Raw genomic sequence first — 25,278 nt, forward strand, 5'->3', positions numbered from 1 at the left:
GCTCCTGGTGGGTCCGAAGTGGTCGGTCAGCGGGTGAGCTCGCCCTTGACGAGCTTCCCGGTGGGCGTGCGGGGCAGCCGGTCGACGAAGGTGAACGCCCGGGGGACCTTGTAGTGCGCGATGCGCTCGCGCAGGTACTCGCGCAGCTCGTCGCCGAGGCCCGGCCCGGCCTCGCCCACGGGTTCGACGAACGCCTGCACCGCCTCGCCCATCTCCGGGTCGGGCACGCCGACCACGGCGACGTCGAGCACCTTCGGGTGCAGCGTCAGCGCGTTCTCGATCTCCTGCGGGTAGATGTTCACCCCGCCGGAGATGATCATGAAGGCCTTGCGGTCGGTGAGGAACAGGAAGCCGTCCTCGTCGACGTACCCGACATCGCCGGTGGTGGTCCACGTCGGGTGCCGCGGGTGCTGCGCCTCGGCGGTCTTGCCCGGGTCGTTGTGGTAGGCGAACGGCAGCGCGTCGCGTTCGAAGTAGACGGTGCCGATGCCGCCCGCCGGCAGCTCTTCGCCGTCCTCGCCGCAGATCCGGATCACGCCGACACCGGCCGGCCCGACCGAACCGGGCTTGCGCAGCCACTGCTCGCTGTCGATGAACGTGATGCCGCTGCCCTCGGTGGACGAGTAGTACTCGTGCAGGACCGGGCCCCACCAGTCGATCATGGCGCGCTTGACGTCGACCGGGCACGGCGCCGCGGCGTGGACGGCCACGCGCTGGCTCGACAGGTCGTACTTCACCCGCGTGGCTTCCGGCAGCTTGAGCATGCGGACGAACATCGTCGGCACCCACTGGCTGTGCGTCACGCCGTAGGTCTCGATCGCGGAAAGCGCTTGCTCCGCGTCGAACCGCTCCATCAGCACCACCGTGCCGCCCAGCGCCTGCACCACGCCGCCGAAGCGCAGCGGCGCCGCGTGGTAGACGGGCGCGGGCGAGAGGTAGACCGTGCCGGGGCCGAACCCGTACAGGGGACCGAAAACCGCGGTGTAGACATCGCCCGGCTCGTCGACCCGGCGCTCGGGCAGCGGCGGCTTGATGCCCTTCGGCCGGCCGGTGGTGCCGGACGAGTAGAGCATGTCCATGCCGCGCGGCTGCTCCGCCAGCGGCTCGGCCGACGTGCCCGCCAGCGCGTCCTCATAGGACTCGTAGCCGGGCACGCTTCCCCGGTACGCCAGGCGGAGGCGCACCTTCGGCGTCTCCGCGACGACGGCCTCGGCCACCTCGGCGAGCCCGGCCGACACGATCAGCGCCTCGGCGCCGCAGTCGTCGACGATGTAGGCGACCTCGGCCGGCGACAGGTGCCGGTTCACGGCCGTGATGTAGAGCCCGGAACGCAACGCCGCCCAGTAGACCTCGAACACTTTCGGGTCATTTCCGGACAGGAGCGCGAGGTGGTCGCCGCGGCGCAGCCCCGCGTCGTGCAGGTAGCGCGCCAGCCGCGCCGAACGCTCCTCCAGCTGCCCGTACGTGAGCACCTCGCCGCCGGCCACGACGACGGCGGGCTTGTCGGGGAACTGCTCGGCGTGGACACCGGGGTACATGGGCGCTCCTGGCAGGGGAACCGGACGGGGAGCCGACCGGTGCGCCGCGGGCGCCCGAACCGGTCGGCTGTGACCTCGGGAGAGCTATCTAGCGTTCGTTAAGTTGAGCGTATGGTCCAGCTCACATGTTGTCAAGACAGTATGTCTGGATTCTCTGTCCAGTCAATTCGAGCGGCGAGCCGGTAGGGTGAGAGCGAGGACAAGGAGGCTGGATGCCGTCGGTGACCCGCAAGCCCCAGACCGCGCGCAAGCAGCAGCGCCGGGAGACGCTCGGCCGCCAGTTGCTGGAGGCCACCGAGCGCCTCATGGGCGAGGGACTCACGTTCACCGAGCTGAGCGTCGACCGCCTGGCGTCCGAAGGCGGCATCTCGCGCGCCACCTTCTACGTCTACTTCGAGGACAAGGGCCAGTTGCTGCGGCTGTTCGCCCAGCACGTGTTCGCCGACCTCACCGAAGCCGCGCAACGCTGGTGGAACAGCGCCGACGCGCGCGACCCCGAGGACCTGCGGGCCTCGCTGAGCGAGATCATCGCCCGCTACCGCAACCACCGCTCGGTGCTCTACGCGGTGATCGAGATGGCGGCGTACGACTCCGAGGTCGACGAGCTCTACCGCGGCATCATGGAGGGCCTCGTCGACGCCATCGCGGCGATCATCGAGCGCGGCCAGGCCGCCGGCACGATCACGCCGATGCCCGTGCGCGCCACGGCTTCCGCGCTCACCTGGATGGTCGAACGCACCTGCCACCAGACCCTGCGCTTCACCCCGGAGTCCGAGGACGACGCGCTGGCCGACTCCATGACCGAGGTCATCTGGCGCACCCTGTACCTGGAGCCGGCGCCGCGTCCGTGACGCACCTCAGCGCTTGCGCTTCACCGGCCGCGCGCCGACCGTGCGCAGCGCGAGGTCCACGTACCGCCCGGCGAGCTCTTCGGGCTTCAGCGGGCCGCCGGGCTGGTACCACCGCGCGATCGACTGGCACATGCCCAGCACGGCCCGCACCGTCTCCTCGGGGTGGGCCACGGTGAACACGCCCTCGCGCGCGCCGTCCTCGATGATCCCGGTCAGGACGGTCTCGATCTCCTTGCGGCGCGCGGCATAACGCTTGCGCGAGTCCGGCGAGAGGTGCCGCAGCTCCAGGTCCAGCGCGGCCAGCCGCGTGCGGTGCGTCATGTGCAGCACCACCGCCTCGACGACGTTGACCAGCTGCTCCCGCGGACCGGCCGCGTCGGCCGCCGCCGCGTTGACCCGGCTGACGGCTTCGCCGGTGCCCAGGTCGAGCAACGCGGCGAAGGCGCCTTCCTTGCTGTCGTGGTGGTAGTACAGCGAGGGCACGGTCTGCCCCACCCGGCGGACGATGTCGCGCACCGAGGTGCCGTGGAAACCGTGCTCGTAGAACGCGTCGAGCGCGGCGGCGAGCAGGGGCGTCAGCTCCAGCTCGTCGTAGTGCCGCCAGTCGGCCCCCGGCTCGACCTCGACCGAGACCGAGGCGGAGGCCGGGGCCACCGCCTCCCGCACACGCACCATGTTCCACCCATCGAGTCCGGAAGCTTCCCCGCCGAGTCTAGGCTCAGCGCGGGGCCATGCGGATGGCGCCGTCGAGCCGGATGGTCTCGCCGTTGAGCATCGGGTTCTCCACGATGTGGCAGGCCAGCGCCGCGTACTCCGCCGGGTCGCCCAGCCGGGACGGGTGCGGCACCTGCGCCCCGAGCGACTCGACGGCCTCGTCGGGCAGCGTGGCGAACAGCGGCGTGTGGAACAGCCCGGGCGCGATGGTCATCACGCGGATCCGGAGGCTCGCCAGGTCGCGCGCGATCGGCAGCGTCATGCCGACGATCCCGCCCTTCGACGCCGAGTACGCGGCCTGCCCGACCTGACCGTCGAACGCCGCCACGGACGCGGTGTTCACGATGACCCCGCGCTCCTCCCCCAGCGGGTCGACCTGCGCGATGCGCTCGGCGGCCAGCCGGAGCACGTTGAACGTGCCGATCAGGTTGACCGACACCACCTTCGTGAACGCGTCCAGCGGGAACGCGCCCTTCTTGCCGACGGTCTTCACCGCGTTGCCGATGCCCGCGCAGTTCACGACCACCCGCAGGTCGCCCAGCGACGCGGCCATGTCGACAGCGGCCCGCACGTCGGCCTCGCTCGTCACGTCGGCCGGCGCGAACACACCGTCCAGCTCCGCGGCGACCGCGGCACCGTCCGAAGTGGGCAGATCGACCACGACCACCTTCGCGCCGCGCTTGTGCAGCTCCTTCGCGGTGGCCAGGCCCAGCCCCGACGCCCCGCCGGTCACGAGCGCGACCGTGTTCGCGATGTCCATCCGTGTCCTCCTCAGGCCAGCACGCCGGCCAGGCGGCCGGCGATGATCTCGTGTGCCTCCGCGACGATGCGGGAGACCAGCTCCGCCACCGTCGGCACGTCGTGGACGAGCCCCTGCACCACACCCGCGGACCAGATGCCGAGGTCGATGTCGCCGGTCTCGTAGACCTTGCGGCCGCGGCTGCCCGCCACCAGGTCGCGCACGTCGTCGAAGCCACCGCCGCCGGCGAGGATGCCGACCACTTCGCGGCTCGTGGCGTTGGACGCCACCCGGGCGGTGTTGCGCAGCGACCGGAAGATCAGCTCCGTGTCCCGCTCGGTCGCCTCGACGAGGCGCTGCTTCACGTTGTCGTGCACCGGCGCCTCGGCCGTGGCGAGGAAGCGGGTGCCCATGTTGACGCCGTCGGCGCCGAGCGCGAGGGCGGCGACGAGGCCGCGGCCGTCGGCGAACCCGCCGGAGGCGATCATCGGGATCGTCACCTGCTCGGCCGCGGCAGGGATCAGCACCAGCCCCGGGACGTCGTCCTCACCGGGGTGCCCGGCGCACTCGAACCCGTCGATCGAGACCCCGTCCACGCCGAGGGCCTGCGCCTTCACCGCATGACGGACACTGGTGCACTTGTGCAGCACCTTCACCCCGGCCGCGCGGAACGCCGGCAGGTGCTCGGCGGGGTTGAACCCGGCCGTCTCGACGACCGGCACGCCGGAGCTGGTGATCACGTCGCGGTACTCGGCGTACGGCGGCGGGTTGATCGACGGCAGGATCGTGAGGTTCACGCCGAAGGGTTTGTCCGTGAGCTCCCGGCAGCGGACGATCTCCTTCGCCAGGTCCTCCGGTGTCGGCTGTGTGAGCGCGGTGAGGAACCCGAGCGCGCCCGCGTTGGCCACGGCGGCCACGAGCTCCGCGCGGCCCACCCACTGCATGCCGCCTTGGACGATGGGGTGCTCGACCCCGAAAACCTCGCAGAAGCGCGTGCGCAGCATCCGGACTCCCTTGTTCGGCCCACGGTTTCCGCACCGAAGGTAACTTAGCGATCGTTAGATATACAGTGACCCTGGTCTCTTGACAGCGGCGGGCGTGTTTAACGATCGTTAGATAACTTTCGACGACGCAGGGGGCACCGTGCAGCGCCAGCTCTTCACCGCCGACCACGAGGCCTACCGCGAACTGGTGCGGGAGTTCACCGCGCGCGAGGTCGTGCCGAACCTCGACCGCTGGGACGCCGACCGGCTGATCGACCGCGAGGTCTGGCGCGCCGCGGGCAAGCAGGGCGTGATCGGGCTGGCCGTGCCGGAGGAGCACGGCGGCGCCGGCCAGCCGGACTACCGCTACCGCGTGGTCGTCGCCGAGGAGCTGGCACGCGTCGGAGCGGCATCGCTGCACTCGAGCTTCGGGCTGCAGGACGACATCATCATTCCCTACGTGCAGGACCTCGGCACCGACGAACAGCGCCGGAAGTGGCTGCCGGGCATGGCTTCGGGCGAGCTGATCGGCGCCATCGCAATGACCGAGCCGGGTGCGGGCAGCGATCTGCAGGGCGTGCGCACCACGGCCGTGCGCGACGGTGGCGAATGGGTCCTCAATGGACAGAAGACCTTCATCACCAGCGGCATCAACGCCGACTTCGTGATCGTGGTGGCGCGCACCGACCCGGCCGCGGGCTCACGCGGGTTCAGCCTGATCGTGGTCGAGGACGGCACGCCCGGTTTCACGCGCGGGCGCAAGCTCGACAAGGTCGGCCTGCACGCGCAGGACACCGCGGAGCTGTTTTTCGAGGACGTGCGGGTGCCGGCGGCGAACCTGCTCGGCACCGAGGGCCGCGGGTTCGCGCACCTGATGGAACGGCTGCCGCGCGAGCGCATGTCGATCGCCGTCGGCAGCCTCGCGAGCGTCGACGCGGTGTTCGCCGAAACGCGCGAATACTGCTTCAGCCGCAAGGCGTTCGGCAAGCCGATCGGCGACTTCCAGAACACCCGTTTCGTGCTCGCGGAGATCGCCACCGAACGCGACGTGACGGCCGCGTACCTCGACGCGTGCGTGCACGAGCTCAACGCCGGCTCGCTCTCCGCGGTCGACGCGGCGAAGGCCAAGTGGTGGGCCAGCGAGCTGCAGAAGCGCGTGATCGATCGCTGCGTGCAGCTGCACGGCGGCTACGGCTACATGCTGGAGTACCCCGTCGCCCGGGCCTTTGTGGACTCCCGCATCCAGACGATCTACGGCGGCACCACCGAGATCATGAAGGAGATCATCGGCCGTGATCTCGCCGCCGGCCACTGACCACCCCACTGACACAGAAAGCGGACGACACATGGGTTTGCGCACGGCGAAGGAGTACCGGGACGGGCTGCGCGACGGCCGTCGCGTGTTCTACCGCGGGCAGCGGGTGGCGAGCGTGGGCGACCACCCGGAGCTGACGCTCGCGGTGGACCACTCCGCGCACTGCTTCGACATCTCGCAGTCGCACCCCGAGCTGGCCGTCGCCGACGGCTACTCGGCGTTCTACCGGGTGCCGCGTTCGGCCGAGCAGTTGCGGTCCCGCGGCGAGCTGATCGAGACCGTCTCCCGGCTGGGCGGCGGGATCATCGTGCTCAAGGAGGTGGGCAGCGACGCGATGTTCGCGTTGCTGCGCACTCTGGAGGGTGAAGAGCTGGAGCGCGCGAAGGCGTTCCACGAGCGCGTGTGCCGCGACGACCTGGCTCTGGCCGTGGCGCAGACGGACGTGAAGGGCGACCGTTCGCTCGCGCCGCACCAGCAGGCCGACCCGGACCTGTACCTGCGGATCGTCGACGAGGACGCCGACTCGATCACCGTGCGCGGCGCGAAGTGCCACACGTCGTACTCGGCCAACGCCGACGAGCTGATCGTGCTGCCGACCCGCGCGATGGGTCCCGACGACGCGGACTACGCGGTGTCGTTCGCGATCCCGATCGACACTCCGGGCCTGAACATCTACGTCTCGCCCTACCTCGCCGGCGAGCGCAACGAGTTCGAGTTTCCGTTGTCGTCGAAGCACAAGATGCTCGAGAGCCTCACGGTGTTCGACGACGTGCGGGTGCCGAAGGAGCGCGTGTTCCTCAACCGCCGCCCCGAGCTGGCGGGACCGCTGGCGATCGCGTTCGTGGACTACCACCGGTTCACCGCGATCAACTACAAGCTGCCCCTGCTCGACCTGCTGGTGGGTTCGGCGACGCTGATCGCGGAGTACAACGGCATCGCGCGCGCCGGGCACGTGAAGGACAAGATCACGCAGCTGATCGCGTACGCCGAGACCGTGCGCGGGCTCGCGGAGCTGGCCGCGCTGCGGTCGCGGCCCGGGCAGGACTGCATCCAGCAGCCCGACCCCGTCGCGGTGAACACGGCGAAGTACACCTTCGCGCACGGTTTCCACGACGCGGCGGCGAAGCTCATGGACCTCGCCGGCGGTCTGCTCGCCACCGGCCCCGGCGGTGAGGACTGGGCGAACCCGGAGATCCGCGCGGTGCTGGAGAAGTACTACGCGGCCGCGGTGCCGGCCGAGCCCCGCCTGCGGCTGCTGAACCTCATCGCCGACCTCACCGCCCGCGACTACGGTGGCTACCAGGCCGTGCTCGCCACGCACGCGGAAGGTTCGCTGGAGGCGGAGAAACTGCAGATCGCCCGCACCTACGACCCGACGCGCGCCCGGGCGTACGTCAGCCGCCACGCCGGACTCGCCTGAAAGGGGCCTTCCTTGACCGCGCCAGTTGATGTGCCAGTGAAGATCGTGCAGGACGGTGCCGCGCTGCGCATCGAGTTCGACCGGCCCGACCGGCTCAACGCCGTGACCACCGCGATGCTCGTGCGCGCGGGCGACGCCGTGGAGGAGGCGCTGGCGGACGCGAGCGTGCGCGTGGTCGTGCTGACGGGTGCCGGGCGGGCCTTCTGCGCCGGCGCCGACCTCGCCGGCACCGATATCGAGGCCGACCCGGACACCGGCACGATCGACGCCGCCAACCGGCTCACCCGCCTGTTCCGCGACATCCCGAAGCCGGTGGTGGCCGCGGTGAACGGCCCGGCCGTGGGCGTGGGCTGCTCGTTCGCGCTGGCCGCGGACCTGTGCGTGGCGCGCGAGTCGGCGTACTTCCTGCTGGCTTTCGCCAACGTCGGCCTGATGCCCGACGGCGGCTCCACCGCCCTGGTGCCCGCCGCCATCGGCCGCGCGCGGGCGGCGCGCATGGCGATGCTGGCCGAGCGCGTGCCGGCTCCGCAGGCCCTGGAGTGGGGCATGATCTCGCACGTCGTCGCGGACGCCGACTTCGACGCGGAGGTCGCGCGCATCACCCGGCAGCTCGCCGAAGGCGCCACGGCTTCGTTCGCGCAGACGAAGCGGGCGTTGGCCGCTTCGTCGCTGGCCCAGCTCGACGGCGCGTTCGAGCTGGAGCGGGCCGGTCAGTCGTCGTTGTTCGCCACCAAGGACTTCGCCGAAGGCCTGGCCGCCTTCCGCGCCAAGCGTCGTCCCGAGTTCCGCGGCGAGTGAGGGCTACTGCCGCTCGTAGGGCAGCTTCTCCCCCGCCTCCACGGCGAACGGGAGCCGGTTGCCCTCGGGCGGCAGCGGGCACGTCGCGAAGTCGGTGAACGCGCAGGGCAGGTTGCGGGCCCTCGTGAAGTCCAGCGTGACGCGGCCCTGCTCGTCCGGCTTGTCCACCGCGAGCGACCGGTTGGCGGCGTAGGTGGTGACGCCGCTGGTGGCGTCGGTGAAGAGGATCGTGAAGCCGCCTTCGCGCCCGTTGAAGGCGGTGAGCGTGTACTCGGTGCCGTCGCGGGTGAACCGGACCTTGCCGGGCGCGGTGTACACGTGCGACAGCCCCTCGACCACCGCCCCCACCGTCACCGGCCGCGGCTCCTCGAACGCCTCGAACTGTGCTTCGACGGCCCAGTTCTCGTCGGGCTCGTACGCCGGCACACCCCGGAACGTCTTCAGCACCGGCGCCTCGGGATCGTGCACGCGAATCAGGTACCCCGACCGCCTCGCGATCTCCACCTCTACGGCCCCGGCCACCACCCGCGTCCCGGCGCCGCTGTTCACCAGCTCGATCCGTTTGACGCCGGTGATCTTCTCGCCCTCGTGCACGAGGTCCGCACCATCGGGGTCGACGTACGCGGCTTCCGCGTCCTGCCACCACTTCCCGGGCAGATTTCCGTAGCTGCGCGGCTCATTCCCCAGCCAGTCGAGGGAGACCAGCGCCAGCCAGCCGTAGGGCTCGGCCAGCTCCTTCTCACGCTGGACCTTCCAGTCCTGCCAGGCTTGGGTGAAGTCCCTTGTGCTCGCCGTCATGCCTGCCCCTTCCGTCGACCCGTGCTGGAGACAACGCCTCACCGTGGGCGTTGTTCCACGTCCCACCATGCGGGCGCGGATACTTTCGGGCGAGTGGCGACGGCGACGGGAGCACCGGGCATGGCGGACGACACCGAGGCCCCGCTGGGGACTCGCTACGAGGTCTCGGGCGGGGCGATGCTGCTGCACCGCTCCGGCACCGGCGGGCCGCCCGTGGTGTTCCTGGCCGGGGGCGGCATGTTCGGCCTGTACTACCGGACCGTGCACGACCTCGTCGCGGAGTTCACCACGAGCGTGTTCTACGACCGGCTCGGCACGGGCTGGAGCGACCCGGTGGAGCTCCCCCGCAGCGGCACGCAGGTCACCGACGACCTGCGCGAACTGTTGCGCGCCGCCGAAGTGCCCGGCCCGTACGTGCTGGTCGGACATTCGCTCGGCGGCCTCTACGCGCGGCTCTACGCGAAGCGGTTCCCCGGCGAGGCCGCGGGCCTGGTCCTGCTCGACCCGACGCACGAGGACATCGTCGGCTACCTGCCGGAGGAGAAGGCGCGGCTGTTGCGGAACTCCAGCACCGAGGATGTGTTCCCGCCCGAACAGCTGGACGCGATGCGGACCGCGTACCGGGCCACGTTCGGCCGGGCGCTCGCCGGCTGGCCCGCCGAGATCCGCGAGCCACTGCTGGACCAGGGGTTCAGCCGTGAGCGCTACCGGCAGTCCCTGCGGGAGCCGATGAACCTGCCGCGCCTGTTCGACGAGGTCCGCGCCGCGGGGCCCGATCCCGATGTGCCGCTGATCTTCGTGTCCGCCATGGGGATCGACCGGTTCGCCGAGGAGCTGCTGCCGCCCGAAGCGCGGGCATCGCCGGCGGAGTCCAACGAGGCCAAGCACCGGTTGTACACCGACCTGGCCGCCGCGCTCCCCCGGGCCGAAGTCCGCCGTCTGGACGACGCCGGGCACTCGGGCCTCGCCTGGCTGCGGCCGGACGCCGTGGTCCGGGCATCCGGGACGTGTCGCCGCGCTGACCCGGGCCCGGCAAGTCTCGGGTCGGAAACGGGGGCCCTGTCGATCTCGCGACGGCGTTACGATCCGCCCTCCGGGTGAGGGGGAGCCATGGGGGAAACCGCTTCGGAGACGGCCGCGAGAACCAGGGCGCCGTTCGCGGCCGGCGGGGTCGGGATCGTGGTGGTGGTGCAGGCCGCGGTGCTCACGGCGCTGTCGGGCGGGTACGGCTTCCACCGCGACGAGTTCTACTACGTCGCCGCCGGGAACCGGCTGGCGTGGGGGTACGTGGACCAGCCGCCGTTGACGCCGGCGTTGGCGAGGCTCGCGACGAGCCTGTTCGGGGACACGGCGCCCGCGCTGAGGGTGGTCGCGACGCTGGCCGGGGTGGCGACGGTGCTCGTGCTGGCGCTGGCCGCGCGGGAGTTCGGGGCCGGGCACGCGGGTCAGGTGATCACCGCCGTGGTCACGGCGCTGTCCGGCTACGTCCTCGTCGTCTCGCACATGCTGTCCACCACCACGATCGACATGCTCGTCTGGTCGGTGCTGGGGCTGTTCACCGTCAAGCTGCTCAAGACCGGTGACGGCCGCTGGTGGCTTGCCATCGGCGCGGCGACCGGCGTCGGGCTGCTCAACAAGTGGCTCGTGCCCCTGCTGCTCCTCGCGCTGGCCGTCAGCGTGTTCATCACGGGACCCCGCGAAGTGTTCCGGACATGGTGGCTGGCGGCGGGCGTCGCCATCGCGCTCGCGGCGGTCGCGCCCGTGCTCGTCTGGGAGGCTCGCAACGGCTGGCCCATGGTCGCCTTCGCCGGCGGCATCAGCGAAAACGACGGCGCCGAGAACCGCCTGATGTTCGTGCCGCTGCAGATCGCGTACCTCTCCCCCGCGCTGGTGCCCGTGTGGATCGCCGGGATCGTGCGGCTGTGGAAGACGCCGCGGCTGCGCTCGCTGTCCCTCGCGTACCCGATCCTGTGCGTCGTCCTGCTCGCGCTCGGCGGCAAGCCGTACTACTCGCTGCCGCTGCTGATGCTGCTCACCGCGGCCGGCGTGCAGCCCGCGCTGGAGTGGTTCGCGCGCCGCCGGGCGAGGCGGTGGTGGCTGGTCGCCGCGGCGTTCGGGGCGGCGGTCTCCCTCGCCATCGGGCTGCCGATCGTGCCGGCGCAAGCGCTGGGCCCGGTGCTCGCGCTGAACAAGGAACAGGGCGAGCAGATCGGCTGGCCGGGGTTCGTCGCGACCGTCGCCGATGCGTGGCGGCAGATTCCCGAGAAGGCCAACGCCGTCGTCTTCACCAGCAACTACGGCGAAGCGGGCGCGATCGAGCACTACGGCCCGGCCCACGACCTGCCCGCGCCGTACTCCGGCCACATGTCCTACGCGGACTGGGGCCCGCCGCCCGACCGGATGGACGGGGCCGTGGTGCTCGTCGGCTCGTTCGACCGCCCGGCCCGCGCGTTCACCGGCTGCCGCGAGGTCGCCGTGCAGGACGCCGGGATCGACAACGACGAGCAGGGCACGCCCGTCGCCCTGTGCACCGGGACCACGGCCGCGTGGTCGGCACTCTGGCCGAGCCTCCGCCACTTCTCCTGACGCGCTCGGTAGGGTCGCTGCGTGAGCGATGAGGCCGTGGAGATCTACACCGACGGAGCGTGCAGCGGCAACCCCGGCCCGGGCGGCTGGGGCGCTTTCCTGCGCTACGGCCGCCACGAGCGCGAGCTCTACGGCGGCGAGGACACCGTGACCACCAACAACCGCATGGAGCTGATGGCGCCGATCCGCGCGCTGGAAAGCCTCACGCGGCCCTCGGTCGTGCGCATCTACACCGACAGCACCTACGTCCGCAACGGCGTGACGCAGTGGATGCCGCGGTGGAAGAAGAACGGCTGGCAGACCGCGGCGAAGCAGCCCGTGAAGAACGCCGACCTGTGGCAGCGCCTCGACGCCGCGGGCGAGCGCCACGAAGTCGAGTGGCTGTGGGTCAAGGGCCACGCCGGCCTGCCCGAGAACGAGCGCGCCGACCGGCTGGCCGTGAAAGGTGCGCAGGAGTCCGCCCAGGCCGGGGTCAAGCGTGCCCGCGCCTGACCCACGCTGTCCCTGCGGCCTGCCCCAGCCCTACGCCGAGTGCTGCGGCCGCTTCCACGACGGCCGCCAGGCCGCGCCCACCGCCGAGCTGCTCATGCGCTCGCGCTACAGCGCGTTCGCCGTCGCCGATCCCGCGTACCTGCTGGCGACGTGGCACCCGGACACCCGCCCGAAGCGGCTGCGCCTCGACGACGGCCAGGAGTGGACCGGCCTCGACATCCTCGGCGGCACGGGCGGCGGGCTGCTGCAGAACGAAGGCACCGTCGAGTTCCGCGCGCACTACCGCTTCCGCGGCAACGAAGACACGCTGCACGAGAACAGCCGCTTCGTCCGCGAAGCCGGCCAGTGGTTCTACGTCAGCGCACTCTGAACCTGTCCTGCGAAACCGCGCTCACAGGGAATCCCACAGCCGGCGTTGCCCGGCGTCCGGATCGGACACGGTCGTGCTCACGTCGTCGAACAGCCGCGTGATCCGCGCGCCGGGCTCGTACGGAGCCCAGCCCGGGTCGCCCGTCGCGACGAAGCGGACCCACACGTCGAACATCTGCGTCGCCATCGCCTGCAGCCGAGCCGGATCCGGTTTCGCCAGCGCGAACAGGAAGCGCCAGTTCTTGTTGCCGATGTCGTCGAACATCAACGGCACGTCGAGCCCGTGCACCGCGCCGAGCCCCTTGCCGCGCGGCGCGATCCGCCAGTCGAGCCGGTACATCCACGCGGTGCCGCCGGCGGCGTGCTGCGCCTCGGCCAGCCGGATGGCGGGCAGCCACCAGTCGCCGGCCGTCCGCACGCGGTTGCGCAGCTGGTCCTCGGGCCAGCCGGGCAGCAGCTCGCGGTACGCGGCGACGCCCTTGGCGATCGTCTCGTCGTCGAGCATCGTCGAGCCGGTGCCCAGCAGCTTCGCGCGGCCGGTCTGCAGCCAGGAGAACAGGTCCTGCTCGTCGGCCGTCGTGCCGGTGAGGATCCGTACGTCGCGCGCCGCGCCGTCGGCCACGGCTTCACCCGGGTACCGCGGCAGCAGGTCGCCGTCGACGATCACGCGGTAGGTCACGAGCTTTCCCGAAGCGGCCGCGACCCGTTGCTGCGCCTCGAGGATCCGCGGCACCGGCAGCGTCGCGAGCTCGTCCGCGGCCACGCCGAGGTCGGCCAGCAGCGCCGCCGCCACGGCCTCGCCCTCGGCCGGCGTGTGCACGACCGAGCCGACGCCCGTGCCGCTCTGCACGATCGCCTGGCGGAAGAGCCCCCGCGTCCGCGGCACGGCCAGCAGCGTGCCGACGGTGCGCCCGCCGTTCGACTGCCCGGCGAGCGTCACCCGCTCCGGGTCGCCGCCGAACGCCGCCACGTTGTCGCGCACCCACTCCAGCGCGAGCACCTGGTCGTGCAGCGAAAGATTCCCCTCGGACACCCCGGGCAGCCGCAGCATGCCCAGCACCCCGAGGCGATAGCCGACGGTCACCACCACGATGCCTCGGCGCGCGTACGCCGACGCGTCGAACTGGTGCGGCGAGCCCATCACCCCGCCACCACCGTGGATCCACACCAGCACCGGGTACGGCCCGGGTGAGGCCGGCGCGTAGACGTTGACGTGGAGGCAGTCCTCCTCACCGGTGAACCCGCGCCCGGTCACCTCCGGCTGCGGCGCCCGCGCGGCGAACCGCGTCGCGTCGCGGACGCCGGCCCAGCTGCCGGCCGGTCGCGGCGGCCGGAACCGCAGCGGGCCCACGGGCGGCTCGGCGTAGGGCACGCCCAGGAAATACCCGACTCCGGCGCGCACTTCGCCACGCACCGCACCGGCTCGCGTCTCCACCGTCGTCACGCGGGCCAGCCTACTGATCACGCAGGTGGCGAGTTCCGTGTCCCGCGAGCACCCGCGGCCGCGCGCGGGTCATGATTACCCCGTGCACATCGCGGCGGAATTGGTGGCGCTGGTCGTGACGGTCCTGGTCGTCACGGTCATCGCGAGGCGTCTGGACTGGTCGGCGCCCCTGTGTCTGGTCGCGGTGGGGGTCGCGGCGTCGTTCATCCCGAGCCTGCCCGACTACCAGCTCGACCCCGAGGTCGTGCTGATCGGGCTGCTGCCCCCGCTGCTGTACTCGGCGTCGATCCAGACGTCGCTGGTGGCGTTCAACAAGCTGCGCGGGCCGATCCTCGTGCTGTCGGTGGGTCTCGTCGTGTTCACGGCGTTCGGCGTCGGAGTGGTCGCCTGGGCCGTGGTGCCGGGCCTGCCGCTCGCCGCCGGGATCGCGCTCGGCGCGGTGGTCGCGCCGCCCGACGCGGTGGCGGCGAGCGTGGTCGCGCGCCGGGTCGGCATGCCGCGCAAGCTCGTGCGGCTGCTGGAGGGCGAGAGCCTGTTCAACGACGCGGCCGCGCTGGTCACCCTGCGCACCGCGATCGCGGCCATCGCCGGGTCGATCAGCCTGTGGCAGGTCGGGCTCGACTTCCTGCTCGCCGCGGTCGGCGGGATCGTGGTCGGCCTCCTGGTCGGCTTCGTCGCGACCCAGCTGCGCAAGCGCCTGGAGGAACCGGTCACGGACACGGCGCTGTCGTTCGCCGTGCCGTTCGTCGCGTACCTGCTGGCCGAGGTCGCGCACGGCTCCGGGGTGCTCGCGGTGGTCGTCTGCGGCCTCATGCTCGGCCACGAATCGCCGCGCATTCTCTCGGGCTCCACCCGGCTGGCGTCGCGGCTCAACTGGCAGACCGTGCAGTTCCTGCTGGAGAACATGGTTTTCCTGCTGATCGGCCTGCAGCTGCGCGGGATCCTCATCGACGTCTCCAAGACGGGCCTGTCGGTGTGGGAGCTCCTCGGCATCTGCGCGGCGGTGCTCGGCACGGTGATCCTCACGCGCGTGCTGTGGCTGATCGGCATCGGCGTGCAGAAGCGCCTCACCGCCCGCTTCGTCAAGAAGCCGAAGATCTGGCCCTGGCGCTACTCCGCCGTGATCGCCTGGGCCGGCATGCGCGGTGTGGTCACGCTCGCCGCGGCGTTCGTGCTCCCGGCCGACACCCCGCAGCGCGCCGTGCTGGTGCTGGCCGCGTTCGTGGTCGTGGCCGGCACGCTCGTGGTGCAGGGCATGACGCTGCCGACGCTGATCCGGCGCCTGCGCCTGCCACGGCCCGACCCGGCCGAAGACGCGCTGCAGGAAGCCGCCGTGGTCAACGACATGACCCGCGCCGCGCTCGCGAAGCTCGAGGAGATCAGCACCCCGGACGACCCGCCCGACATCGTCGAACGGCTGCGCGACCGCCTCCAGTACCGCGCCGACTCGGCGTGGGAGCAGCTCGGCCGCCAGAGCGCGCTCGCGGAGACGCCGAGCGACGCCTACCGGCGGCTGCGCCTGCAGCTGCTGGAAGTCGACCGCGAGCAGTTCCTGCTGGCGCGCGACAACGGCACGGCCGACGACACCGTGCTGCGCCGCGTGCTGGCCCGGCTCGACATCGAGGAGTCGCTGCTCGACCGCGTCGAAGAGGAAGCACCGGTCGTCGAGCGCGAGCTGAGCACGCCGGCCGTCACGGCGCGCTCGTGCAAGCACCTGGCGCACCCGTGGCGCGACGTCGACCCGAGCTCTCCCGACGTCTGCGCCGCGTGCATCGCGGAAGGCACGACCTGGGTTCATCTGCGCATGTGCCTCAAATGCGGCAACGTCGCGTGCTGCGACTCCTCGCCGCGCAAGCACGCGACACTGCACTTCCACGACAGCCGCCACCCGGTGATGCGCAGCTTCGAACCGGGTGAGACGTGGCGCTGGTGTTTCGTGGACAAACAGCTGGGCTGAGGACCCCGGCTCGCAACCCGGCCCGGATAGGGTCGGGGCCATGAGCACGCCCGAGCAGGAAGTCGAATACCGCCAGCACCGGTTCAGCCCCCCGCCGGGAGCGACCGAGATCTTCCTGGTGCGCCACGGAGAATCCGCGCCCGCGCGGATCAGCGCACCGTTCGACCTCGTCGACGGCCAGGCCGACCCCGACCTCGCACCCGAAGGCCGCGACCACGCCCTCCGCATCGGCGAACGGCTCGTCGGCGAGCGCATCGACGCGCTCTACGTCACGACGCTGCGGCGCACCGTGCAGACCGCCGCGCCGCTCGCCGAGAAGCTCGGCCTCACGCCCGAGGTCGTGCCCGAACTGCGCGAAATCCACCTCGGCGACTGGGAGAACGGGCTCTTCCGCCAGTACACGACCGAGGGGCACCCGATCGTCGACCGGCTCTGGACCGAGCAGCGCTGGGAAGTGATCCCGGGCGCGGAGTCCGACGAGGCGTTCGGCCTGCGCATCCGCCGGGCACTCACGCGGATCGCCGAGGCGAACCCCGACCGCCGCGTCGCGGTGTTCACCCACGGCGGCGTGATCGGCGAGGTGTTCGCGCAGGCGAGCCGCGCGGTCGACCGCTTCGCGTTCCTGGGCGCGGACAACGGGTCCATCTCCCACCTCGTGGTGCACGGCGACCGGTGGCTCGTGCGGCGTTTCAACGACACCGCTCACCTGGCGGCGCCGCTCGGCTGACGCCGGGGCACCCACGCGAAGGTCCACCGGCGGCGCACCGGCTCGTCGCGGCGGATGAACCCCGCCGCGACGAGCTGCACGGTCGTCAGGACGGCAACGGATTCCGCGGCCAGCAGCCCGATCAGCACGAGCGCCTGCGCGATGCCGGCCTGAATCGGGCCCGCGCCGCCGAGCAGCAGACCGACATACGCGCCCGGCAGCGTGACCAGCCCGACCGTGCGCGTCTGGTCGAGCGCCGGGATCAGGGCCTGCCCGGCCGACGGACGGCAGATCTCCAGCGCGGCCAGCCGGGGCAGGAAACCCAGCGCCAGCGCGGCTTCGTACTCGCCGTGGCGCAGGGCGAGCTCGTCGAGCGCGCGGCGCGCCGACTGCGACGTGGCGGTCATCGTCCCGCCGATCACGATGCCGGCGATCGGCACGACCGTGATCGGTTCCGGCGGCACAACTCCCGATGCGAGCACCAGGGCCAGCACGGGCGCGACACCCGAGGCCAGCGCCAGCGCGACCCAGCCGATCCGGCGCGGCACCCCGATGCGAGAGGCCGACGTGACGACGGCGATCGCGAACATCAACAGCACGAACAGGCCGGTGAGCCAGCCCGACCGCAGGATCAGCGTGATCACCAGGGACACGAGCGCGAGCTGCGCGATCGCGCGGACCGCCGCCACCAGCACCGCCCGGCCCTGCCCCAGCCCGCCGAAGCGCACCACCGCGCCTCCGGCCAGCGTGAGCACCGCGAGGACGATCACCAGGGCGGGCCCGAACCCGATCGCACCGTTCACGCCCGTGATCCTGCCCCAGGCAGGCTCACCCGGACCTCATGCGGTGCAGCTGAGCTGCGCGCCCTCCCCCGACACGGACTTCTCGGCGACGACGGCGCCGTCCACGGTGATCCGGCAGGTCAGCGCGCCCGGCCCGGCGCTCTGCGCGGCGAGGCTCGCGAACTCGGCTTCGCCGGCGGGCGCGGTGCGCGTGACGGTGACCGACCACGGCGTGGTGACCTCGGTCTGCTGCTCGAGGCCCGCGTCGGCGGCCACGTAGGTGAGGTTGCGGGCGCCGCCTTCGCCTTCGAGCGCGTAGACGATGGTGCGGGTGACGTCCTGGACGGCCACGGGCTCGGCCTGCGCGACCTCGGTCGGGGACGCCTGGCCGGGTTCGCCGGCCCTCGGCGCCGCTTTGGGCGTGACGTACGAGGCCACGGCGATCGCGACGGCGATGACGCCGACCACGACGACCACGCTGCCGAGCGGCTTGAGCCGGCCCGGACCACCCGCACCCGGCGGCGATGCCGGAGGGGTCGCGGCAGGAACACTCATGGAGAGGTCTTCTCTCGTTCGAGCGCACTTCTGACGAGTACGATGCCTGGTTCTCGTCCGAACGTCACTCGGCGTTAGCCAACCGCGCAAAGTTGGTGAAACTTCACCCTTACGGGTGCCCCAGTGGACCAGTCACCGATGTGGTCACCACGGACGATGCCCATAACACCGTCGTGATAGCCGGTCACGGAGAGTCAGTCCACGACCCCCTGTTCGGCCAGCATCCGCAGCACGCGCTGCCCGGCGGGCGGGCACACCGCGGCGTCGGCGGCGCCCAGCCACGCCGCCTCGGCGATCTCGGCCGACGGCGCCGGCTCGCCCGTGTGTTCGGCCGTGTAGCAGGTCATGCGCACGCGGCGGCCGTCGGCGAACCCGTCGGCCTGCTCGTCGAGCAGCGCGAAGAACCGGAAGGTCAGCGGGTCGAGCTCCACGCCGAGCTCTTCGCGGATCTCGCGGCACAGCCCCGCGACGTCGCCCTCGCCCGGCTCGCGTTTGCCGCCGGGCAGGTAGAACTTCTCCTTGCCCCGCGTGCGCACCGACAGCAGCCGCCGGTCGCGGACGTGAACCCAGGCCAGCGCGTCGATCGGGGTCATGGGTCGCATTCTGTCGTATCCGGAGGGGAGAATCGGGGCGTGTACTCGGAGACGCTCGCGCCCGAGCCGGTGCGCGCCGTGGTCCGCTGCCTGTGGCGGTCGGTCCAGGCGGGCCCGAAGCGGATCGTGCCCGACGGCTGCGTGGATCTCGTCGCCGGCGACGGCGAGGTCTTCGTCGCGGGCCCGGACACCGCTGCGTGGTCGTCGGTCACCTCACCCGGCGCCACGCTGAACGGCCTGCGGTTCCACCCCGGCGCGGCGCCGGCGGTGCTCGGCGTCGCGGCCGACGAGCTGCGCGACCGGCGGCTCCCGCTGGCCGAGGTGTGGGGCCGCCGCGGCGAGCTGCTGACCGACGCGGTGCTCAGCGGCGCGCGCAGCCTCACCGACGTCGTCGCCGGCCGGGAAGCCGACCCCGACCCGGCCGTGGCCGAGCTGCTGTCACACCTGCACACTGCGCCGGTCCGTGTGGGCGCCCCGGCGACGGCCGTGGGCGAACGGCAGCTGCGGCGCCGCTTCACCGTGGCGGTGGGCTACGGACCGGCGACCTACCTGCGCGTGCTGCGCTTGCAACGCGCCATCGCCCTCGCTCCGCGCGCGCCGGGGCTGGCCGACCTCGCCGCCAGTGCCGGGTACGCCGACCAGGCCCATCTGTCACGGGAGTGCCGGGCGCTGACCGGGCTGACGCCGAGGGCCTACTTCTCCTGAGTCTGAGCCTGGGCCGCGCGTTCCTGTTGTGCGGCAAGGAAATGCGCGATGTCGGCTGTCGCCGGGTACAGGGCGCGGTAGCGGGCGTAGAACTCGTCGTAGACGTCGGCGCGCGCCGGATCGGGCCGCACGACGGTGGCGACCGGGTTCCACGCGTCGATGTCGGGCTCCAGGCCGACGGCGAACGCGGCCAGCAGCGCGTCCCCGAAGGCGGCGCCGATCGTCTCGGTGGGCACGTGCTGCTCCGCACGCGTCACGTCGCTCACGATCTGCGTCCACACGCGACCCTGCGTGCCGCCGCCGACCGCGACGAGACGGCGGCCCTCTCCGGAGCCCATCGCCTCCAGGTTGTGCCGGACGCCGTACGCGGTGCCTTCCAGCGCGGCGCGGTAGAGGTCGGCCCTGGTGTGCGACAGCGTGAGCCCGGCAAGCACCCCGCGCGCGGCCGGGTCCGGCACCGGCGTGCGTTCGCCGGCGAAGTACGGCAGCATCAGCAGCCCGCGGCTGCCGGCGGGCACCTCGCCCGCCTCGGCGACCAGGTCGGCGAACTCGCCGCCGACGAGGTCGCGCAGCCAGTCGGTGATCGCACCGGACGTCGCCATCCCGGCGGCGAGCGAGTAGGTGCCCGCGAACGCGCCGCGCGTGGCCCACAGGCCCGGCACCGGCCGCGGCTGGGCGGCGGTCTGCACGAGGAACATCGTGGTGCCGTACATGAGCATCGTGTCGCCGGGCGCCCGCACCCCGGCGCTCGCCGCCTCGGCCCACGCGTCGACCGTGCCGCAGGTGACGGGCAGGCCCGCGGGCAGCCCGGTCGCCGCTGCCGCCGGGGCGGAAACCGTGCCGGCCACTTCCGTCGGCCACGCCAGCCGCGGCAGCTCCACGCCGGGCGCGACCAGCCGGGCCCAGTCCTCGGCCCACGCGCCGGCGCGCAGGTCGTACATCGGGTCGCACTGGCTCGCCGAGTGGTGGTCGAGCACGTACTCCCCGGTCAGCCGCAGCACGAGGTACGAGCTCGCCATGAGGAACAGCTTCGCGCGCTCGGCCACCTCGGGCTCGTGCCGGAACAGCCAGCGCCACTTGGGTCCCACGGCCTGGCTGGACAGCGCGCTGCCACCACGCTCCACAATGGACTCCTCGCCCAGCTCCGCCGTGAGCTCGGCGATCTCCGCGCCCGCGCGCGTGTCCACACCGTAGAGGATCGCCGGGCGCAGGGGCCGGCCGTCGGCATCGGCGGGCAGCAGTACCGGCCCGATGCCGCTCACGGCCAGCCCGGCGAGCGGCCGGTCGCCGGCCGCCGCGGTGAGCTCGCGCACGAGCGCGGTGAAGTCGGCCCACCACACCGTTTCCGCGTCGTGCTCGAACCAGCCGGGCCGCGGGCGGGAGGTGGTGTGCGCGCGGCCGGCGCGCGCCAGTATCGTCCCGTCGGCACCGACGAGGACGCCTTTGGAACTGGACGTGCCGATGTCGATGCCGAGCAGCAGGCCCGGATCCACCGCGACTCCCCGTATGCGGACGGTAAACGATTACCCGGGACGCTATTCTTCGGGGGACGAGGGTGTCAAGGACAGCCGGAGGAGGTCACGGTGGCCACGATCAGCGACGTCGCCGCGCGCGCCGGCGTCTCCACCGCCACGGTGTCCCGGGCCCTCAACGGCAAGTCCACAGTGGACCCGGAGCTCGCCGCGCGGGTGCTCGTGGCGGCCGAGGAGCTGGGCTACCACCCCAACGGCCTGGCCCGGAACCTGCGCCGTCAGGAGACGGCCGTGCTGGCGCTGATCATCTCCGACGTCGAGAACCCGTTCTTCACGGCGATCGCCCGCGGCGTCGAGGATCTCGCGCAGATCTCGGGCTACTCCGTGGTGCTGTGCAACTCCGACGAGAACGAGGACAAGGAGCGCCGCTACATCGACGTCGCGCTCCAGGAACGCGTCGCCGGCGTGGTGCTCTCCCCCACGGGCCGCTCCACCAACGTCGACCGCCTGCGCCGCCAGGGCACGCCGGTGGTCGCGGTCGACCGGCCGCTCACCGGCCCGGACGGCGACCAGGTCCTCGTGGACACCCGCCGCGCCGCCCGCGACGCGACCCGCCACCTCGTGGCCGGCGGCTACCGCCGCATCGCGTGCCTGACCGGTCCCGCCGGCGTCCGCACGGCCGACGACCGCCTCTCCGGCTACCTCGACGCCGTCGGTGAGGAGAACGCGCTCTTCCGCCGCGCCGAGTACCGCGCCGAGGGCGCGCGCGTGGCCGCCACCGAACTGCTCGAACTGCCGGATCCCCCGGACGCGCTGCTGGTGGCCAACAGCACCATGACGATCGGCGTCCTGGAGACCCTCGCGAGCCGCGGCGTGCGCCCCGGTCGCGACGTCGGCATCGTCTCCTTCGACGACGCCCCCTGGACAACCCTGATCGACCCGCCGCTGACGGTCGTCGCCCAGCCCGCCTACGAGGTCGGCCGCGTGGCCGCGCAGCTTCTGCTCGCCCGCATCACCGACGGCACCCGCCGCCCCACCACGACGACGCTGGAAGCGCGGCTCATCGAACGGCAGAGCTCGCGCCGGCGGGGGTGACTTCCGCGGAGGTCACCCGGCCGCGGCCGCTTCGGTATAGATTTTTCGCGTTGGCCGAACGGGGAGGGGTCTTCCGAGCATGGAACCCGTGTCACTGATCGTCGCGGCAGTGGTCGCCGGTGCGACGGCCGGGCTGAAGGAGCAGGCGCAATCGGCCGTGCGCGACGCCTACGGTGCGCTGAAGCAGTTGATCACGGGTCGCCACAAGGTCGACGTCACTCCGGTGGAGCGCCGGCCCGAATCCGCGGCGAAGCAGCAGTCGCTCGAGGAGGATCTCGCCGACGCCGGCGCCGCCGAGGACGCGGAGGTGCGCGAAGCGGCGCAGCGGGTGGTCACCGCGGTGCGGGAGCACGACGCCGCGGCCGCGCGCGCGGTCGGTGTCGACCTCGACGACGTGGCGGCCCAGCTGATCAGGATCAGCAATGTCTCCGTTCGCGGCAACGCCACCGGCGTCGAGCTCAGCCGCGTCGAGGCCCAGGGCAGCATCGTGATCGAGGGCATCCGGGTCGAAGAAGGTGACAACCCGGCCCGCCCTTGAGAGCGACCGGTCCGGCGACGCCCTCCTTCGGGCTCCGCGAGGTCCGGGCCGGTCGCGACATCAGCGTCACGGTCAACCAGCAGTTCGCCGCTCCTGAGCAGTCGCGGGACGAGTGGCCGAAGCTCGTCGGCTTCGTGCCCCCGCGCGCCGCGGGTCTCCGGCACCGCGGGATCGCCGGCGAACTCGGCACCGGCGGGACCGTGGTGCTCGCCGGGATGAGCGGTGCGGGCAAAACCCAACTGGCCGTGGGCCACGCCGGACAGCTGCTCGAACGGGGTGACCTCGACCTGCTCGTGTGGCTCACCGCCGAATCGCGCGAGGCGGTGCAGCTCGGCTACCTCGCGGCCGCCGCGGCCGTGTTCGGCGAGGAAGCCGTTGGCGAACAGGCGATCCGGCGGTTCCTGACGTGGCTGGCCGAGACGAGCCGAAGCTGGCTGGTCGTGCTCGACGGCCTGATCGAGGTCGAGGACCTGCGCGAGCTGTGGCCACCGCGGCACAAGACCGGGCAGACCGTCGTCACCACGCGGGAAGACGACGCCGTCTTCTCGCCCGGCGTCCGGCGCATCCGGGTGGACCCGTTCGACGAGACCGAAGCGGTGGCCTACCTGCGGTCGAGACAGGCCGGCAGCCCGGGCCGCGCCGCGGGCGCGGACGAGCTCGCGAACGCGCTGCTGGGGTTTCCCCCAACCCTCGCGCACGCCGCCTCGTGGGTCGCGATGCGCGATGCGACCTACGCCGAGTTCCTGCACTCGTGGTCGGCGCGCCGCGATCGGCTCCGCCCCGTGCACAGCGCGCTCGCGCACACGAACATGCCGTTGCAGAACGGCTTTTCGGAGACCGTGCACCTTGACGTGGTCGCCACCTGCGCGCTGATGCTCGACCTGGCCGACGGGCTCGTCAGGCCGGTGCTGGACCTCGCCGCGCGGGTGGCCGGCGGTCCCGTCCCGATGGCGTTCTTCGAATCGCCGGCGCTTTCCCGGTTCCTGGCCACGAGCACCGGCCGCGACGTGACGACCGACGACGTCCGGCACGCGGTGAACCAGGCGGCGCGCCTGGGGCTGGTCACCGTCGACGATCGGCGCTCGGTCCGCCTCGACGGCTGGGTGCGCCAGATCCTCCTGGAGCACCTGTACTTCGCCCGGGAACAGGCCCGCGAAGCACTGGTGGACCAGTGGTCACCGCCACCCGGCGTCAACGACGTGACGGCGGCCTGGCTGGCAGCGGCGAGCGCGCCCGACCCACCCGCCTTGGGCGAAAGCGCCGCCGGCGACGCCCTGCTGGACGCGTGGCCGGAGCCTCGTGGCGAAGCCGGGCCGCACCAGGTGTTCTTCTCCGCCGCCCGCGCACTGCGTTCGTGGGCGGAGGAAGAGCTGTGGCGGGGCCGATGCCACCCGGTCCTGATCCGGGCGGGCACGGCCCTCAAGGACGCCGGGCTGACGCAGCCCGCGGCCCTCTACTTCCAGTACCTCCATCGCAAGGCGGTGCGCCGCCTCGGCCAGGACCATCCGGACACCCACGAGATCCGCGGTCACCTGCTCGTCGTGCGCGGCCTGCTGGTGCACGACGACGCCGACCCGTTGCGGGAGCTGCTGGCGGAGCAGACCCGGACGCTCGGTCCCCTCAACCGGGCGACGCTGTCCACCCGCGGCAAAGTCGCGTTCGCCCAAGCCTCCACCACGCCGGGTGATCGCGGCGGCGAGGAGGAACTCGCGAAGGTCCTCGACGACCAGCGCAGGATCCTGGGACGCACCGACGCCGACACCCTCCTCACCCGCTACTTCCTCGGCTGTCTGCGCTTCTGGTCGGGCGACCTCGATGGCGCGCTGCGCGAGCTCAAGAAGCTGGAGAAAGACCAGCGGCGAGCGCTCAAGCACGATCATCCGTACACGCTGTACACCCGGCAGCTGGTCCTCGAGACGCGCGCGGCGAAAGAGGAGACCGGCGTCCTCGGTGCGCTGGAAGAACTGATCGCGGACCAGCGGCGGGTGCTCGGCCGGGACAGCGAAAAAGCACTGGTGACGCGCCACAACCTCGCGGTGCTCCGGCTTCCGGGCAACGATCCGCTCGACGGCGCGGACGAACTGGGCTCCGTGCTCGCGGATTTCACGAGGGTGTTCGGCCCCGATCACCGAGAGACCTTGGCCGTCCGGCGCAACCTCGCCGCGACGTGGGCCGAAGCCGGTGACGAAGTCGGCGCGCTGGCGCAGCTCGAGGGCGTGCTCCGGGACGCGGTCAGGGTGTTCACGCCGGACGACCGCGACCTCGAAGGCCTCCGCCGCCTGCACGACGAACGCCGGCACAGCGCCTGCTGGGAAGTCTTCGACGAGTTCGAACGGATCTGGGGTCCCGGTTGGCACCTGTCGCAGCGGAAGGCGGCCGTCAGCTCGGCCTCCTCCGCCGGCGACGCCCTGGCGATGGCCCGGTTCTGGCGGGAGATCCTGGAGTCACCCGAAGCAGCGGCGTCCCGTGAAGCGGAGGGCGAGCTGTCCGTCCGCCGCATCCTGGCGTGCTGGCTCGGGATCGCCGGCTACCCGGCCGACGCGGCCGCCCAGCTCGGGCAGGTGCTCGAGGAGGCGAGCCGGACGTGCGGACCCGACCACCGCATCACGCGGACCGCCCGCCACAACCTGGGTTTCTGGCGGTCCCGGGCCGTGAACCCGTGAGCGGCCGAAACCCTGAAAAAGACGACGTGCCTGGTGGACCGGCCAGTACCGGTGCACCAGGCACGTCCCACCCCCTGTCCCCCCAGCACCGGCGGCCGAGACCGCCGGAGCCCGCAACAGCACGAGGCGGGAAATCGATTACCAACCGAACGTAAAGGGGCCGCG

The 25,278-nt window shown here is 72.1% G+C and carries 24 protein-coding genes; 14 read left to right on the forward strand and 10 right to left on the reverse strand.

Going from position 1 to position 25,278, the window contains the following annotated elements:
- Positions 1–26: 26 nt before the first annotated feature.
- A complete protein-coding gene (locus ACFY1H_RS23615; RefSeq protein ID WP_366581563.1) occupies positions 27–1,538 on the reverse strand; it encodes an acyl-CoA synthetase in 1,512 nt (503 codons plus the stop codon).
- Positions 1,539–1,750: 212 nt separating this feature from the next.
- On the opposite strand from ACFY1H_RS23615, the gene ACFY1H_RS23620 reads away from it, so the two are divergent.
- Complete coding sequence (locus tag ACFY1H_RS23620; RefSeq protein WP_366581561.1) at positions 1,751–2,389, forward strand: TetR/AcrR family transcriptional regulator; 639 nt, start codon at positions 1,751–1,753, stop codon at positions 2,387–2,389.
- Positions 2,390–2,395: 6 nt separating this feature from the next.
- On the opposite strand, the gene ACFY1H_RS23625 is transcribed toward ACFY1H_RS23620, so the two are convergent.
- From ACFY1H_RS23625 to ACFY1H_RS23635, 3 genes are read right to left on the reverse strand one after another with little or no spacing between them, the layout of a single operon-like run.
- Positions 2,396–3,064 (reverse strand): TetR/AcrR family transcriptional regulator, encoded by a 669-nt coding sequence (locus ACFY1H_RS23625; protein WP_386949555.1) that lies wholly within the window; start codon positions 3,062–3,064, stop codon positions 2,396–2,398.
- Between the two features lie 43 nt (positions 3,065–3,107).
- Positions 3,108–3,863 (reverse strand): 3-hydroxyacyl-CoA dehydrogenase, encoded by a 756-nt coding sequence (locus ACFY1H_RS23630; protein WP_386949557.1) that lies wholly within the window; start codon positions 3,861–3,863, stop codon positions 3,108–3,110.
- A gap of 11 nt (positions 3,864–3,874) precedes the next feature.
- A complete protein-coding gene (locus tag ACFY1H_RS23635) occupies positions 3,875–4,846 on the reverse strand; it encodes a nitronate monooxygenase family protein (RefSeq protein WP_366581556.1) in 972 nt (323 codons plus the stop codon).
- Positions 4,847–4,985: 139 nt separating this feature from the next.
- Between ACFY1H_RS23635 and ACFY1H_RS23640 the strand changes: the two genes are divergently transcribed.
- From ACFY1H_RS23640 to ACFY1H_RS23650, 3 genes are read left to right on the forward strand one after another with little or no spacing between them, the layout of a single operon-like run.
- Positions 4,986–6,140: an acyl-CoA dehydrogenase family protein gene (locus ACFY1H_RS23640; RefSeq protein ID WP_386949560.1), complete on the forward strand. Its 1,155-nt coding sequence runs from the start codon at positions 4,986–4,988 to the stop codon at positions 6,138–6,140.
- A 31-nt stretch (positions 6,141–6,171) separates the two neighbouring features.
- Positions 6,172–7,560: a 4-hydroxyphenylacetate 3-hydroxylase N-terminal domain-containing protein gene (locus ACFY1H_RS23645; protein ID WP_386949562.1), complete on the forward strand. Its 1,389-nt coding sequence runs from the start codon at positions 6,172–6,174 to the stop codon at positions 7,558–7,560.
- Positions 7,561–7,596: 36 nt separating this feature from the next.
- Positions 7,597–8,358: an enoyl-CoA hydratase-related protein gene (locus tag ACFY1H_RS23650; RefSeq protein WP_386949565.1), complete on the forward strand. Its 762-nt coding sequence runs from the start codon at positions 7,597–7,599 to the stop codon at positions 8,356–8,358.
- 3 nt (positions 8,359–8,361) lie between these two features.
- Here ACFY1H_RS23650 and ACFY1H_RS23655 read toward each other — a convergent pair whose 3' ends face one another.
- Entirely contained in the window at positions 8,362–9,156 is a 795-nt protein-coding gene (locus tag ACFY1H_RS23655; protein ID WP_386949567.1) for a DUF1684 domain-containing protein, read from the reverse strand.
- A gap of 120 nt (positions 9,157–9,276) precedes the next feature.
- Here ACFY1H_RS23655 and ACFY1H_RS23660 point away from each other — a divergent pair, with 120 nt between their 5' ends.
- The 4 genes from ACFY1H_RS23660 to ACFY1H_RS23675 are packed head-to-tail and all read left to right on the forward strand — an operon-like array spanning position 9,277 to position 12,604.
- Positions 9,277–10,257, forward strand: a complete 981-nt coding sequence (locus tag ACFY1H_RS23660; protein WP_386949569.1) for an alpha/beta fold hydrolase — start codon at positions 9,277–9,279, stop codon at positions 10,255–10,257.
- 9 nt (positions 10,258–10,266) lie between these two features.
- On the forward strand, positions 10,267–11,742 hold the full coding sequence (locus tag ACFY1H_RS23665) for a glycosyltransferase family 39 protein (RefSeq protein WP_386949572.1): 1,476 nt from the start codon (positions 10,267–10,269) through the stop codon (positions 11,740–11,742).
- Between the two features lie 21 nt (positions 11,743–11,763).
- Positions 11,764–12,234, forward strand: a complete 471-nt coding sequence (gene rnhA, locus ACFY1H_RS23670) for a ribonuclease HI (protein ID WP_386949575.1) — start codon at positions 11,764–11,766, stop codon at positions 12,232–12,234.
- On the forward strand, positions 12,221–12,604 hold the full coding sequence (locus ACFY1H_RS23675) for a YchJ family protein (RefSeq protein WP_386949578.1): 384 nt from the start codon (positions 12,221–12,223) through the stop codon (positions 12,602–12,604). The genes rnhA and ACFY1H_RS23675 overlap by 14 nt, the downstream gene beginning before the upstream one ends.
- A 21-nt stretch (positions 12,605–12,625) precedes the next feature.
- Here ACFY1H_RS23675 and ACFY1H_RS23680 read toward each other — a convergent pair whose 3' ends face one another.
- On the reverse strand, positions 12,626–14,047 hold the full coding sequence (locus ACFY1H_RS23680; protein WP_386949581.1) for a carboxylesterase/lipase family protein: 1,422 nt from the start codon (positions 14,045–14,047) through the stop codon (positions 12,626–12,628).
- An 82-nt stretch (positions 14,048–14,129) separates the two neighbouring features.
- On the opposite strand from ACFY1H_RS23680, the gene ACFY1H_RS23685 reads away from it, so the two are divergent.
- Positions 14,130–16,004, forward strand: coding sequence for a Na+/H+ antiporter (locus ACFY1H_RS23685; RefSeq protein WP_386949584.1), 1,875 nt, complete (start codon positions 14,130–14,132; stop codon positions 16,002–16,004).
- A gap of 40 nt (positions 16,005–16,044) precedes the next feature.
- Positions 16,045–16,731 (forward strand): histidine phosphatase family protein, encoded by a 687-nt coding sequence (locus tag ACFY1H_RS23690; protein WP_366581535.1) that lies wholly within the window; start codon positions 16,045–16,047, stop codon positions 16,729–16,731.
- Here ACFY1H_RS23690 and ACFY1H_RS23695 read toward each other — a convergent pair.
- From ACFY1H_RS23695 to ACFY1H_RS23705, 3 genes are all read right to left on the reverse strand, one after another.
- A complete protein-coding gene (locus tag ACFY1H_RS23695; RefSeq protein ID WP_366581533.1) occupies positions 16,707–17,513 on the reverse strand; it encodes an ABC transporter permease in 807 nt (268 codons plus the stop codon). The genes ACFY1H_RS23690 and ACFY1H_RS23695 overlap by 25 nt on opposite strands.
- Positions 17,514–17,549: 36 nt before the next feature.
- Positions 17,550–18,047 (reverse strand): MmpS family transport accessory protein, encoded by a 498-nt coding sequence (locus ACFY1H_RS23700; protein WP_366581531.1) that lies wholly within the window; start codon positions 18,045–18,047, stop codon positions 17,550–17,552.
- A gap of 194 nt (positions 18,048–18,241) precedes the next feature.
- Positions 18,242–18,640: an NUDIX domain-containing protein gene (locus ACFY1H_RS23705; protein WP_386949588.1), complete on the reverse strand. Its 399-nt coding sequence runs from the start codon at positions 18,638–18,640 to the stop codon at positions 18,242–18,244.
- A 39-nt stretch (positions 18,641–18,679) separates the two neighbouring features.
- Between ACFY1H_RS23705 and ACFY1H_RS23710 the strand changes: the two genes are divergently transcribed.
- The gene (locus tag ACFY1H_RS23710; RefSeq protein ID WP_386949591.1) at positions 18,680–19,345 is read left to right on the forward strand and encodes a helix-turn-helix domain-containing protein; all 666 of its coding nucleotides are present in this window, start codon (positions 18,680–18,682) and stop codon (positions 19,343–19,345) included.
- Here ACFY1H_RS23710 and ACFY1H_RS23715 read toward each other — a convergent pair.
- On the reverse strand, positions 19,333–20,838 hold the full coding sequence (locus ACFY1H_RS23715) for an FGGY-family carbohydrate kinase (protein ID WP_386949594.1): 1,506 nt from the start codon (positions 20,836–20,838) through the stop codon (positions 19,333–19,335). The genes ACFY1H_RS23710 and ACFY1H_RS23715 overlap by 13 nt on opposite strands.
- A gap of 90 nt (positions 20,839–20,928) precedes the next feature.
- Here ACFY1H_RS23715 and ACFY1H_RS23720 point away from each other — a divergent pair, with 90 nt between their 5' ends.
- From ACFY1H_RS23720 to ACFY1H_RS23730, 3 genes are all read left to right on the forward strand, one after another.
- Positions 20,929–21,912 (forward strand): LacI family DNA-binding transcriptional regulator, encoded by a 984-nt coding sequence (locus ACFY1H_RS23720; protein WP_366581524.1) that lies wholly within the window; start codon positions 20,929–20,931, stop codon positions 21,910–21,912.
- A gap of 88 nt (positions 21,913–22,000) precedes the next feature.
- Entirely contained in the window at positions 22,001–22,450 is a 450-nt protein-coding gene (locus ACFY1H_RS23725) for a hypothetical protein (protein WP_386949598.1), read from the forward strand.
- A complete protein-coding gene (locus tag ACFY1H_RS23730) occupies positions 22,447–25,113 on the forward strand; it encodes a hypothetical protein (protein WP_386949601.1) in 2,667 nt (888 codons plus the stop codon). The genes ACFY1H_RS23725 and ACFY1H_RS23730 overlap by 4 nt, the downstream gene beginning before the upstream one ends.
- Positions 25,114–25,278: the final 165 nt, after the last annotated feature.

Origin of the sequence: Amycolatopsis sp. NPDC001319 (genome assembly GCF_042896185.1) — a bacterium.
GTDB lineage: Bacteria > Actinomycetota > Actinomycetes > Mycobacteriales > Pseudonocardiaceae > Amycolatopsis.

Excerpts from the sequence above, each read along its gene's own strand:
- ACFY1H_RS23615 (WP_366581563.1), bottom strand. The coding sequence starts at position 1,538 with ATGTACCCCGGTGTCCACGCCGAGCAGTTCCCCGACAAGCCCGCCGTC.
- ACFY1H_RS23620 (WP_366581561.1), top strand. The coding sequence starts at position 1,751 with ATGCCGTCGGTGACCCGCAAGCCCCAGACCGCGCGCAAGCAGCAGCGC.
- ACFY1H_RS23625 (WP_386949555.1), bottom strand. The coding sequence starts at position 3,064 with ATGGTGCGTGTGCGGGAGGCGGTGGCCCCGGCCTCCGCCTCGGTCTCG.
- ACFY1H_RS23630 (WP_386949557.1), bottom strand. The coding sequence starts at position 3,863 with ATGGACATCGCGAACACGGTCGCGCTCGTGACCGGCGGGGCGTCGGGG.
- ACFY1H_RS23635 (WP_366581556.1), bottom strand. The coding sequence starts at position 4,846 with ATGCTGCGCACGCGCTTCTGCGAGGTTTTCGGGGTCGAGCACCCCATC.
- ACFY1H_RS23645 (WP_386949562.1), top strand. The coding sequence starts at position 6,172 with ATGGGTTTGCGCACGGCGAAGGAGTACCGGGACGGGCTGCGCGACGGC.
- ACFY1H_RS23655 (WP_386949567.1), bottom strand. The coding sequence starts at position 9,156 with ATGACGGCGAGCACAAGGGACTTCACCCAAGCCTGGCAGGACTGGAAG.
- ACFY1H_RS23660 (WP_386949569.1), top strand. The coding sequence starts at position 9,277 with ATGGCGGACGACACCGAGGCCCCGCTGGGGACTCGCTACGAGGTCTCG.
- ACFY1H_RS23665 (WP_386949572.1), top strand. The coding sequence starts at position 10,267 with ATGGGGGAAACCGCTTCGGAGACGGCCGCGAGAACCAGGGCGCCGTTC.
- ACFY1H_RS23690 (WP_366581535.1), top strand. The coding sequence starts at position 16,045 with ATGAGCACGCCCGAGCAGGAAGTCGAATACCGCCAGCACCGGTTCAGC.
- ACFY1H_RS23700 (WP_366581531.1), bottom strand. The coding sequence starts at position 18,047 with ATGAGTGTTCCTGCCGCGACCCCTCCGGCATCGCCGCCGGGTGCGGGT.
- ACFY1H_RS23705 (WP_386949588.1), bottom strand. The coding sequence starts at position 18,640 with ATGACCCCGATCGACGCGCTGGCCTGGGTTCACGTCCGCGACCGGCGG.